Consider the following 11,875-nt stretch of genomic DNA (forward strand, 5'->3'; position numbering starts at 1 on the left):
CTGCCCCTACTGCACGATCACGGAGGGTCGCGGGGCCGTCGTTACTTGGGACGGCGCATGCGACAGGTGGTGGGCAGGGTCACGTCATCACGGTCGATGCGTGCCACCTTGTGGAAGTTGTAGTCGGTGCCTTCGGCGCCATACTCCATGTCGTCCTGCATCACGGAGATGAACATCGGCAGTTGGATCTGGTGATCCTCGGCACGCATGACCACTTCACCGGTGGTGGTTTCCAGGCTCAGCCCTTCCATCGCCTTGGCGACCGCCACCGGATCGGTGGAGCCGGCCTTGTCAGCGGCTTTCTTGAACATGTCGAGCATGGTGCTCAGACGCAGGTAGTAGAAGTCCCAGCCGGTTTCCTTGTACATGTCCACCTGACGCTTGGCCATTTCCTCGTCATCGAAGTCACCGTAGTACTCGTTGATCTGGTAGATACGGTCCACGCCCTTGTCGCCCAGCTGGGTGACCACGCCGGCGCTGGCGCCGTAGTAGGTGTAGAACGGTGCGTCCAGACCGAACTCGGCGGCGGCTTTCACCAGCAGGGTGATGTCCTGGCCCCAGTTACCGGTGATCACCGCGTCGGCGCCGGAGGACTGGATTTTGGAGATGTAGGGAGTGAAGTCCTTGACCTTGGCCAGCGGGTGGAAGTCGTTACCCACGATTTCGATGTCAGGGCGCTTCTCTTTCAGCATCTTGCGCGCCGCTTCGGAAACCGCGTGGCCGAAGCTGTAGTCCTGGTTGATCAGGTACACCTTCTTGACGTCCTTGTTCTCCGCGATGTAGTTGGTCAGCGCGTTCATTTTCATGTCCGCGTTGGCGTCGAACCGGAAATGCCAGAAGGAGCAGCGCTCGTTGGTGAAGGACGGGTCCACCGCCGCGTAGTTCAGATACAGCACTTCCTTGCCGGGATTGCGCTGGTTGTGCTTTTCAACGGCGCCGATCAGGGCGGAGGCCACGGAGGAGCCGTTGCCCTGGGTCACGTACTGGATGCCGTCGTCGATGGCTTTCTGCAGCTGGACCAGGCTTTCCTGCGGGTTCACCTTGTTGTCCAGGCCGACGATTTCCAGCTGTTTGCCGGCGATGCCGCCGTTGGCGTTGATGCGTTTGGCTTCAAACTTCAGGTGCTCCAGGGCCGGCTGGCCGGCGCCGGCCATGGGGCCGGTGAGCGGATCGATCAGGGCAAGTTTCACGGTCTCGGCGGCGCCGGCGGTTTGCACCAGCAGCAACGAGGCAGCGATAAGAGTGAAAAAGGATTTCAACATGACGCTCTCCACGATTGTTGTTGTTCTGCCGGGCGCCCGAGTGTCACGAAGCGGACCGGCATTTCACCTTGGCGGTCGCCCGGGGGCGGCACACCTTGATGCGTTTTGTTTACCGTTTTCGCGGGAACCGGTTTGCTCGACCCGGCGCCCGCTTTCTCATTTTTTCCGCATGCGCATGGTTTGTTTTTATTTGCGCACCCCTTCCGTCATAAAAACAGGGGTCGTCATCAAAAACCGGGCCGACGATATTCGCGACGGCGCCGGAGGTTGCGACATACTTTTTAGTATGTGCGCACGAAAATAATCCTGTCCAGTGACATTTCCGGTCTTTCCCGACGCCTCCCGGCGCGGTCGGAAAGTGCCCCTGGAAAGCCCCACTTAGGTCAAGCCGGTACTCCTTAAATTCACCGCTATCCCAAGCGTGGTGCTGCTTTCAGCATGAACGCGCCGGCCCGGCACGGCAATGTTCGATTGCGACGGGCAACCGGACAATCACGCCAGCGCACCGTCCCGCCCCTTTGACCGCCCGACGGCCGCGAAAAATCGGCTTTCGCGCCCGGCGGTGTCTTTCCGGAGCGCGCCCCGGGGCCCGTTCGGCGCGCGTTTTCGGGGCAAAAAAAATGGCGCTTTGTTGCCTTAACGGCGATGCTGTTTCGTTGTCATCCCCGCACGCTGTTACCCCAGGTAACACCGCGTGTGAAATTTTCCCGAACCGCCTTGACCCTTCTCAGGCGCGCCGGTATGAATTGCTCCACGATGATTTTCAAAACAGACGTTTAAAAAAACAAACAGATTCATTTCGGGAGAGAACCATGCTCAATGGTCTGATGATGGACGCACCGCTGACCCTGATGGACGTGCTCGATTACGGCGCCCAGGTGCACCCCAAGGCGGAGGTGGTGTCCGCCACCGTGGAAGGCGGTGTGCACCGTCAGAACTATCGGCAGACCCGCCGCCGCGTGGCGCAACTGGCCCACGCCCTGGTGGCCCAGGGCGTGAAGCCCGGCGACCGGGTCGCCACCATCGCCTGGAACACCTACCGGCACCTGGAGCTGTACTACGCCATCGCCGGCATCGGCGCCGTCTGCCATACCATCAACCCGCGGCTGCCGGCGGATCAGATGGCCTACATCGTCAATCACGCCGACGATACCCTGATCTTCTTCGATACCACCTTTACGCCGCTGATCACCGGCCTGCGCGGCCAGTTTCCGGCGCATACCCGCTATGTGGCCATGACCGACCGGGGCCACATGCCGGACGGCGACGACCTGCTCTGCTATGAAGAACTGCTGGACGGCCAGCCGCAGCACTATGACTGGCCCACGCTGGACGAAAACACCGCCTGCGCGCTGTGCTACACCTCCGGCACCACCGGCAATCCCAAGGGCGCGCTCTACTCGCACCGCTCCTGCCTGCTGCAGGCGCTGTTCGCCCTGGCCGGCTCCAACGGCGTGTTCCGGGTCGGCGACCGGATTCTGCCGGTGGTGCCCATGTTCCACGTCAACGCCTGGGGGCTGCCCTATGCCGCGCCGCTCACCGGCTGCTCGCTGATCATGCCGGGCGCCGCCCTGGACGGCGCCAGCCTGTTTGATCTGATGGACCGGGAAGACGTGACCGGCGCCTGGGGCGTGCCCACCGTGTGGATGGGCCTGCTCACCGAGATGAAGCAGCGCGGCCGCAAACCCGGTCGCCTGCGCCAGGTACTGATCGGCGGGTCGGCACCGCCGCGCAGCATGCTGCGCGCCTTCGAGAACGACTACGGCATCGAGGCCATGCAGGGCTGGGGCATGACTGAAATGAACCCCACCGGCAGCATGGGCATCCTGGTGGAAGGCGAGGACCAGCTGCCCCTGGAAGAGCGGCTGGACATCAAGAGCAGCGCCGGCCGCCGGCTGTTCGGCGTGCGCATGAAGCTGGTCGACGACAATGGCCGCGAGGTGCCCCAGGACGGCCAGGCGGTGGGCGAGCTGTATGTGAAAGGCCCCACCGTGATCAGCGCCTACTTCAACAATGAAGAAGCCACCGCCAAGGCGTTCGATAAGGACGGCTGGTTCGCCACCGGCGACATGGCCTCGCTCACCGAGGACGGCACCCTGCACATCGTCGACCGGGCCAAGGACCTGATCAAATCCGGCGGCGAGTGGATCAGCTCCATCGACCTGGAGAACCTGGCCGCCGCGCACCCGGACGTGGCCGAGTGCGCGGTGATCGGCGTGCCCCATCCGAAGTGGGACGAGCGACCGCTGTTGATCGTGGTGCCGCGCCCGGGCAGTGAGCCCGACAAAAAGGCGCTGCTTGATCACATGGCCGGAGAAATCGCCAAATGGCAGTTGCCCGACGACGTGCTGTTCGTGGACGAGCTGCCCCACACCGCCACCGGCAAGGTTTCCAAACGCCATCTGCGGGACCGCTTCGGCACCCATCTGGCCGACGCCGGCTAAGTGAAAAAAGGACGATCAATGTTGGATATCAAGGAACAACGGGTGCAGGCCAACGGCCTGGACTTTCTGGTACGCAGCGCCGGCGACCGGTCGGCGCCGCCGGTGATTCTGCTGCACGGCTTTCCCGAGTGCGGCTATTCCTGGCGTTATCAAATGCCCTATCTGGCCGACCAGGGCTTCCACGTGCTGGCGCCGGACCTGCGCGGCTACGGTCGCAGCGCCGCCCCCAAGGAAGTGGACGCCTATCGTCAGGACGTGCTGGTCAGCGACGTGCTGGGCATTCTCGATGCCTTCGGCGCGCCCCGGGCGCGGGTGGTCGGCCACGACTGGGGCTGCGCGCTGGCCTGGCAGGTGGCGCGCCAGGCGCCGGACCGGGTGGTGGCGGTGGCGGGGCTGTCGGTGCCCTACCCGGGCATCGGCCCCAAGGCGCCCACCGAGCAGATGCGCGCCGCCTTCGGTGACCGCTTCTTCTACCAGCTCTACTTTCAGCAGCCGGAGGTGCCGGAGCGGGAACTGGAAGCGGACCCGCGGGACTTTCTGCGGCGCATTTACCACGCCCTGTCCGGCCCGGGCATGAAGGAAAAACACCGCACCCACGGCAACGCCACCGGCATGCTCGACATTCTGCAGCGGCCACAGGGCGCGCAGCCGTCCTGGATGACGGAAGCGGATCTGGATGTCTACGTGGACAGCTTTGAACGCAGCGGCATGACCGGGCCGATCAACTGGTACCGGGCCATGGACCTGTCCTGGGAACAGCAGCGGGCGGACGGCCGCGAGCGCATTCACCCGCCGGCGTTTTTTCTGGCCGGCAAGGAAGACCCGGTGATCCAGTTCGCCGGCCGCGCGCTCAAGCGGATGCCGGAGCTGATGGACGATCTCACCGACGTGGTGATGCTGGACGACATCGGCCATTGGGTGCAGATGGAAGCCGCCGACACCGTCAACGAGCACCTGGGGCGCTTTCTGCGCCAGGTCGACGACGCCGGCTGACCGGGCGCCGTCGCGGGGCTTCGCGTCAGTTCATCCGCCGCATTTCGATGCGGCGGTTGCGCTCCCGGCCCTGTTCGGTGCGATTATCGTCCACCGGACGGCTGGCGCCGTAGCCCACCGCCGTCAGGCGGCCCGGGTCGACGCCCTGGTCGATCAGAAAATCACGCACCGAGGCGGCGCGCCGCTCCGACAGGGTCTGGTTGTAGCTCGCCGAACCGGTGGAATCGGTGTGGCCGCCGATCTCCACTTCACTGTTCGGGTAGGCCTGCAGCCGCTCGGCCACTTCCCGCAGTACGGTCTTGGCGTTGGGCGTCAGACGGGCCGAATCGAATTCGAAGTTGACCCCGTGCAGCACTTCCGGCGGCGCCATCGGCACCGGCTTCACCACCACCCGCTCGCGCTCGATGATGCGCGTTTCGTAGTCGCCGCCACCGAACAGCGGGAAGGTCAGGCCCACCAGGGCGCGCACGTCGTTGAAGGGTTCGTTGCCGCTGCCATCGTCGGAAAAGTCGAGCACATAGCGCAGCTCCATGCGCAGCCCCATGCTGCCCCACACATCCCGGAAATGCAGGCCGGCGCCGGCGTTCAGAAAGGCGCTGGTGTCGGTGCCCCGGTTGGAATCGGTGTAGACGCCGCCGCCGCCCACCAGCAGATAGGGCGAGGGCCCCTCCCGGTACAGGTAACGCAGGGCATCGGCGCCCAACCCGTACTGCCAATGCTGGCCGGACGCCCGGTCGCGCTCCAGGGAATTGCCGAAACCCTGCCATTCCAGATCCCAGTGCTCACCGATCTGGCGGCCCAGGCCGAAGCGCAACCCGGTGCCATAGTCCACGTCGTTGCGATCCTGGTCCTCGAACACATACACGCCCATGGCGGACGCGTTCCAGCCGCGCGGGTCGGCCCGCTCGCCGTCGGCGTGGGCCACCGGCGAGGTCCACACCGCCAGCCCGGCCCCGATCGCGGCCCCCACCAGACAACAGAACTTTACCGAGGGCATATCCCGTCCCACTCCATAAAATTAATTGCTGTTCATAATGCCCAGTGGCCACGGGCGAGACTGTGGAAAGCGTGTAGAAGGCGTGTAGAAAAAGTGTAAACCCGCTGTACGTCCCGGCCGGTCCCGAAGCCGCACGGCGCCTGATTTTACCTGCCTTTTATGATCGTACCCCGGCGTGGGGTTTATAGTCGGAGGTCAGAATCGGGCGCCGCCCGATCTCCACTGCCCCCGGGAGGCCAGCTTGAATCGCGACCAGCCATCAGAGCCTGAACAGCACGACGAAGAAAGCACCCCCTGGGAAGACGCGGTGGAACGGGAGCGCCGGGACGCGGCCCGGGACGGCGGCCACGACGAAGAGAAGGAAGAGGACAAGCAGGAACGCTACCTGCCCTCCAAGGCGGCGGCGGTGCACGAACGGCTGCGCGTGTCCGGCGAAAAGGAACTGGAGCGCGACGCCATGGCGCTGCTGTGGTCGGCGGTGGCCGCGGGCATTTCCATGAGCGCTTCGTTCATGGCCCGCGGGCTGCTGGACGCGCACCTGCCGGACAGCGACGCCGGCTTTCTGGTGGGCAGCATCGGCTACACCTTCGGCTTTCTGATCGTGATCCTGGCCCGCCAGCAACTGTTCACCGAAAACACGGTGACCGCGGTGCTGCCCTTCATGAGCCACCCCAGCGCGGCCAACCTCTGGTGTCTGATGCGACTTTGGGGCGTGGTGCTGGCCGGCAACATCATCGGCGCCGGGCTGGCCGCCTTTACCTTCCTGCACCTGCCCATGTTCTCCCCGGCGGTGGCCGACTCGTTCGTCTCCCTGGGTCACAAGGTCATGGAGAACGGACCCTTCGAAATGTTCTCCAAGGGCATCGTCGCCGGCTGGCTGATCGCTACCATGGTGTGGGTGATGCCCTCCGCCGACCAGGCCAAGGCCTGGGTGATTCTGATCATGACCTACGCGGTGGCCATCGGTGAGTTCCCCCACATCATCGTCGGCGCCAGCGAGATTCTGTACCTGGTGTTCGCCGGCGAGACCAGCTGGGCGGACTTCTTCCTGCGCTTCGGCCTGCCCACCCTGGCCGGCAACATCGCCGGCGGCACCTTTATCTTCGCGCTGATCAGCCACGCGCAGATCCGCAACGACATGGACATCCAACGCCAGGGCCGCCGCGGCGCCTGGGGCTTTGCCCGCCAGCACGGACCTGGACATAAAAATAAGAATCAATAACAATTGCGGTTCGTTTCCCCGCATGGCCGCCCATGACCTCGCAACCGCCGACGCCGGCTCTGTACGCGGAGTACACCCGTAAAATCCAGCGCTATCTCTGGCTGCGCACCGGTGACACCGAGCTGGCGGCGGACCTGACCCAGGAGTGCTTCACCCGGCTGCTGGCCCGCGACGGCGACGTGCCCATCGAGCGGCCCCTGCCCTATCTGTACACCCTGGCCGGCCACCTGCTCACCGACCACCGCCGCCGCCACGAGACCTGGCGGACCGGCACCCTGGCCCCGGAAGAGATCGACAGCCTGCTCGACCACCGCGCCGGCCCGGACGCGCTCTACGAAACGCAGCGCAAGGTGGACGACATTCAGGCCGCGCTGGCCCGGCTGCCGGCCCGCTCCCGGCGCGTGTTCCAGCTGTGCCGGGTGGAGGGCCACACCTATGCCGAGGCGGCCCGGGCACTGCGCCTGTCGGTAAGCTCGGTGCAAAAACATCTGGCCCTGGCGATGCGCTATATTCTCGACCAGACCCACACCGACGATGACTGAACCCCGCACGGAACGCCGCCCATGACCCAGCCCCGCTCTTCCCGACATGCCGACGCCGTGCAGTGGTGGCTGCGTTGCCAGGACGGGCCCCTGAGTGACGCCGAGGAGCAAGCCCTGGAACGCTGGCTGACCCGGGATCCGGCCCACGGCGAGGCGCTGGCGGCGGTGGAGATGCAATGGGCGCTGGCCGGCGAGCTGGCGCACCGCCCGGCGCGGCGGCGGCCCCTGCCGCGCCCGGCGCGGCGGCGGGTGGCTCCCTGGCTGGCCGCCGCCGGCGTGCTGTTGGCGGTGCTGGTCTGGCGCGGGCCGGACTGGTGGTGGCAGGCGCGGGCGGACCGGGTCACCGGCGCGGCGGTGGAGACGCTGACCCTGAGCGACGGCAGCCGGGTCACCCTGGCCGGCCACTCGGCCCTGCGTCTGGACTACGACGACCGCACCCGCACCGTGACCCTGCTGCGCGGCGAGGCGCTGTTTCATCCCGCGCCGGTGACCGGGGCGGAGCCGCGTCCGTTCACGGTGCGCGCCGGCGGCGCCCGCCTGACCGCCCGGGGCACGCAATTCTGGGTCCGGCGCCTGAGCGCGGAAGAGCTGCGCGTGGGCGTGCTGGAGCATCGGGTGCTGGCGCGCCTGGCGGATGGCCGCGAGCGGCTGCTGGCCAGCGGCGACAGCGCCCGCCTCAGCGACCGGGCGGGGATCCGCCCGCTGACCCTGGACCCGGCCCGGGCCGCCGGCTGGGCCCGCGGTGTGCTGGTGTTCGACGCCACTCCGCTGGCCCAGGCACTCAGCCGCATCAATACCTTCCGCGACCGGCCGGTGGTGCTGCTCGACCGGGCCCGCGCCGAGGCGCCGGTGCGCGCCGTGCTGCACCTGGACAGCCTGGACCGGGGCGTGCCGGCGCTGGCCGACGGCCTGGGCCTGCGCACCCTGGAGGTGCCCGGTCTCACGCTGCTGTACTGATGAAAAAAAATTACTCGCTTTGCCACCCCAGACGTCATAGCCCTCAAACACAACGCTTCTCATTTTCATTGTCCGCTTCCCCGGACTAAGGATTGAACGGTTATGTCCCTGACCTTTTCGCGTCGTCTGGGCGGCGCCTGGCTTGCCCTGATGCTGGTCTCTCCCGCCGTGCAGGCCCAGAGCCCGACCCCGGCCACGCCGCCGGCCAGTGTCGCCGAGCGCGCCTACGACCTGCCCGCCCAGCCCCTGCGCACCGCCCTGCTGGGCTTCGCCGAACAGGCCGGCATCGACCTGATCGTCGGTGACGCCGACCTGGAGGGCCGCCAGAGCCCGCCTCTGCGCGGGCGCTATTCGGTACGCGCCGGCCTGGGCGCGCTGCTGGCCGGCAGCGGCCTGGACTACCGGGCAGAGCGCCACGACGGCGGCCGCCTCACGGTGCGCCTGACCAACGCGCCCACCGCCAACGCCGAGCCCCATCAGCTGGACGACGTGGTGGTGTCCGCCGCCCGCAGCTACACCGTGGCCGGCAAATCGCCGCGCAAGATCACCATGATCTCCCGCCAGCAGATCGAGGAGCAGATGGCGATCAGCGACGATCCGGGCGCGGTGCTGGCCAACCTGATTCCCTCCTACTCGCCCAGCCGCCAGAAGCTGTCCAACACCGGCGAGACCTTCCGCGGGCGCACGCCGCAATTTCTGATCGACGGGGTGCCGCAGTCCAACCCGCTGCGCAACGGCGGCCGCGCCAGCTACACCATTGATCTGAGCATGGTCGAGCGCATCGAGGTGATCCACGGCGCCAGCGCCGAGTACGGCCTGGGCGCCACCGGCGGCATCATCAACTTCGTCACCCGCCGGCCGGAACAGCCCGGCTTCCAGCAGCATGTGGGCGTCAGCCTGACCACCGACGACGATGTGCAGAGCAATGGCCTGGGCCATAAGCTGGACTACCGCTTCACCGGCCAGACCGAACGCTGGGACATCGTCGCCGCCGCCAGCCGCCAGGAACGGGGCCTGTTCTACGACGGCCGCGACCGCATCATCGGCTTCGCCTACCCCGGCGAGATCCAGGACTCCACCAGCCACGACCTGTTTCTGAAAGCCGGCTACTGGCTGGACGACAACCAGAACATCACCGTCAGCGCCAACCGCTTCGAGCTGGAAGGCAACCACGACTACCGGGCGGTGCCCGGCGACCGGGACGCCGGCATCCCCACCACCGCCACCAAGGGCGGCGCCGAGGGCGACCCCATGTTCAACAAGGTCACCACCCTGCGCGCCAGCTACAGCCACGGCAACTGGCTGGGTAACCAGATCGACGCCCAGATTTATCATCAGGACTTCGAGGGCCAGTTCGGCGCGCTGCGCTCCGGCTCCTTCCAGGACCCGGCGCTGGCCCCGGCGGGCACGCTGCTGGACCAGACCCGCAACGAGTCCGAGAAACTGGGCAGCCAGTTCACCCTGAAGCGACGCGGCCTGTTCGATGACCATCTGGATCTGGCCGCCGGCTTCGACGCCCTCAGCGACGAAACCCGCCAAAGCCTGGTGCTTACCGACCGGGTCTATGTGCCGGAAACCGAGTACCGCAACTACGCCGGCTTCCTGCAGCTGGACCTGCGCCCCACCGAGCGGCTGGCCCTCTCCGGCGGCGCCCGCCACGAATACGCCAAACTGAACGTGGACGATTACCGCACCGTGGCCGCCAACGGCGCCGTGCTGGTGGACGGCGGCGACCCGGACTTCGAGGAAACCCTCTACAACATCGGCGCCACCTATCAGGTCGCCGACGACGTGCAGCTGTTCGCCAACTATTCCGAGGGCTTCGGCATGCCGGACGTGGGCCGCGTGCTGCGCGGCATCGACACCGCCGGCCAGGACGTGGACACCCTGCTGGCGCTGGAGCCGGTGGTCACCGACAACCGCGAAGCCGGCCTGCGCTTCAACGGTGAACGGGCCCGCTTCGAGATCAGCTACTTCGAATCCGATTCCGATTACGGCGAGCGGCTCAGCGAGGAGAACGGCGTCTACGTGGTCAACCGTGAGAAGGTGGAGATCAAGGGCGTGGAGGCCTCCCTGGACTGGCGCGCCACCGAGGCCCACCAACTGGGGCTCACCTACACCCATCAGAAGGGCAAATCCGACACCGACGGCGACGGCACCGTGGACACCACCCTGAGCGGCATCAGCCTGGCCCCCAACCGGCTCGGCGCCCGCTGGGGCGCGCGCTGGAACGACGGTCTGCGCTCCCTGGTGCAGCTCAACCACTACTTTGATCGCAGCTTCGACCAGCCCGACCTGGACTTCGACGGCTACACGCTTGTGGACGCCTCCCTGGTACAGCGTCTGCCGGTGGGCCGCCTCAAGGCCGGCGTGGAGAACCTGTTCGACAAGGACTACGTGAGCTATTACTCCCAGGCCGGCCGGGCCAGCAACGACTTCTACTTCACCGGTCGCGGGCGCGTGTACACCCTGGGCTACGAGGTGGATTTCTGATGCCACGGCGGCTCGCCTGAGTCTGCTCCGGTGCCGCCCCCTGGGCGGCACTTTGCTTTCCGCTCGTCAGCCATTGCTTGTTTTTTATTAGCAAAAATATTATAAAGCTAATATTAATGATGGATTCATTAGTAATTCGCCAGCGGAAGGCGTATGTACGATATCGAATGGACGAAAACAGCGGTGAAGCAGATGCGCGTGATTCAGCCTCCGAAACAACGGACGGCGATTCTTGACGCGGTCAAGGCGCTGGCACATTGCCCGACCCGGGCCGCCAGTGTCAGGGCCCTGCGCGGGCACCGGGCGGGCTACCGGCTTCGGGTGGGCCGCTATCGGGTGCTGTTCGATGTGGACGACGGTGTGCGGATTCTCACCGTGCAAGAGGTGAAAAAGCGAGATGAGCGGACATACCAAGGCTGACGCCGACAACGCGCAGATTATTCGGGATGACCAGGGCAACCCTTTGTATGCGGTGGTGCCGTTCGAGGAGTATCAGGCGCTGCTGGATGCCGATAGCCGCGTCACGCTTCCCCATGACGTGGTGGCACTGATGATCGAAAAAGACCTGAGCCCGATGGCGGCGTGGCGCAAGTACCGGGGCCTGTCCCAGGCGCGCCTGGCGGAACAGCTGGGCGTCACCCAGGGCGCCGTGGCGCAGGCGGAGAAGCGCGGCAACAAGCCGCACATCGAGACCCTGCGCGCCTGGGCGCGGGTGCTTGAGTGTGAGGTGGCGCAGTTGACGGAGTAGGAGCGGCCTTTGGCCGGCTTGTCGAACCGGAGGGTTCTTATCAAGGCCTCCCTCACCGCCAAATAAAAAACCCCGCTTGCGCGGGGTTTTTTATTTGGCGGTGAGGGAGGGATTCGAACCCTCGATACGTTGCCGTATACACACTTTCCAGGCGTGCTCCTTCAGCCACTCGGACACCTCACCAAAACTGATTGTGCTCGGCACTTTTTGTTGGTCG

General features: G+C 65.9%; 11 protein-coding genes and 1 tRNA gene. 9 read left to right on the forward strand and 3 right to left on the reverse strand.

Translation table 11 applies throughout. The features are described 5' to 3' along the window. Positions 1-41: 41 nt before the first annotated feature. Positions 42-1,262, reverse strand: coding sequence for a branched-chain amino acid ABC transporter substrate-binding protein (locus ACLD0W_RS12275; protein WP_410307770.1), 1,221 nt, complete (start codon positions 1,260-1,262; stop codon positions 42-44). Here ACLD0W_RS12275 and ACLD0W_RS12280 point away from each other — a divergent pair. The 3 genes from ACLD0W_RS12280 to ACLD0W_RS12290 all read left to right on the forward strand — a co-directional run bounded on the left by ACLD0W_RS12280 (position 1,261) and on the right by ACLD0W_RS12290 (position 4,699). Continuing rightward, complete coding sequence (locus ACLD0W_RS12280) at positions 1,261-1,566, forward strand: hypothetical protein (protein WP_410307771.1); 306 nt, start codon at positions 1,261-1,263, stop codon at positions 1,564-1,566. The two genes, ACLD0W_RS12275 and ACLD0W_RS12280, sit on opposite strands and share 2 nt — an antisense overlap. Positions 1,567-2,074: 508 nt before the next feature. After that, the gene (locus ACLD0W_RS12285; RefSeq protein ID WP_410307772.1) at positions 2,075-3,706 is read left to right on the forward strand and encodes a long-chain fatty acid--CoA ligase; all 1,632 of its coding nucleotides are present in this window, start codon (positions 2,075-2,077) and stop codon (positions 3,704-3,706) included. An 18-nt stretch (positions 3,707-3,724) separates the two neighbouring features. Beyond that, positions 3,725-4,699 (forward strand): alpha/beta fold hydrolase, encoded by a 975-nt coding sequence (locus ACLD0W_RS12290; protein ID WP_410307773.1) that lies wholly within the window; start codon positions 3,725-3,727, stop codon positions 4,697-4,699. Between the two features lie 25 nt (positions 4,700-4,724). Here the strand turns inward: ACLD0W_RS12290 and ACLD0W_RS12295 are convergent, their stop codons facing one another. Next, the gene (locus ACLD0W_RS12295; RefSeq protein ID WP_410307774.1) at positions 4,725-5,696 is read right to left on the reverse strand and encodes an OmpA family protein; all 972 of its coding nucleotides are present in this window, start codon (positions 5,694-5,696) and stop codon (positions 4,725-4,727) included. 241 nt (positions 5,697-5,937) lie between these two features. Here ACLD0W_RS12295 and ACLD0W_RS12300 point away from each other — a divergent pair, with 241 nt between their 5' ends. From ACLD0W_RS12300 to ACLD0W_RS12325, 6 genes are all read left to right on the forward strand, one after another. Further along, positions 5,938-6,918, forward strand: a complete 981-nt coding sequence (locus ACLD0W_RS12300; protein ID WP_410307775.1) for a formate/nitrite transporter family protein — start codon at positions 5,938-5,940, stop codon at positions 6,916-6,918. 32 nt (positions 6,919-6,950) lie between these two features. Further along, the gene (locus ACLD0W_RS12305; protein WP_410307776.1) at positions 6,951-7,460 is read left to right on the forward strand and encodes an RNA polymerase sigma factor; all 510 of its coding nucleotides are present in this window, start codon (positions 6,951-6,953) and stop codon (positions 7,458-7,460) included. A gap of 21 nt (positions 7,461-7,481) precedes the next feature. Beyond that, the gene (locus ACLD0W_RS12310; protein WP_410307777.1) at positions 7,482-8,417 is read left to right on the forward strand and encodes a FecR family protein; all 936 of its coding nucleotides are present in this window, start codon (positions 7,482-7,484) and stop codon (positions 8,415-8,417) included. A 102-nt stretch (positions 8,418-8,519) separates the two neighbouring features. Beyond that, on the forward strand, positions 8,520-10,910 hold the full coding sequence (locus tag ACLD0W_RS12315) for a TonB-dependent receptor domain-containing protein (protein WP_410307778.1): 2,391 nt from the start codon (positions 8,520-8,522) through the stop codon (positions 10,908-10,910). Between the two features lie 153 nt (positions 10,911-11,063). Continuing rightward, on the forward strand, positions 11,064-11,330 hold the full coding sequence (locus tag ACLD0W_RS12320; RefSeq protein ID WP_410307779.1) for a type II toxin-antitoxin system RelE family toxin: 267 nt from the start codon (positions 11,064-11,066) through the stop codon (positions 11,328-11,330). Beyond that, a complete protein-coding gene (locus ACLD0W_RS12325; RefSeq protein ID WP_410307780.1) occupies positions 11,308-11,658 on the forward strand; it encodes a helix-turn-helix domain-containing protein in 351 nt (116 codons plus the stop codon). The genes ACLD0W_RS12320 and ACLD0W_RS12325 overlap by 23 nt, the downstream gene beginning before the upstream one ends. A gap of 95 nt (positions 11,659-11,753) precedes the next feature. Here the strand turns inward: ACLD0W_RS12325 and ACLD0W_RS12330 are convergent. Then, positions 11,754-11,841: transfer RNA gene (locus ACLD0W_RS12330), tRNA-Ser, on the reverse strand. Positions 11,842-11,875 lie beyond the last annotated feature (34 nt).

This window comes from Alloalcanivorax sp. C16-1 (assembly GCF_046507805.1).
In the GTDB taxonomy this organism is placed as follows: Bacteria; Pseudomonadota; Gammaproteobacteria; order Pseudomonadales; family Alcanivoracaceae; genus Alloalcanivorax.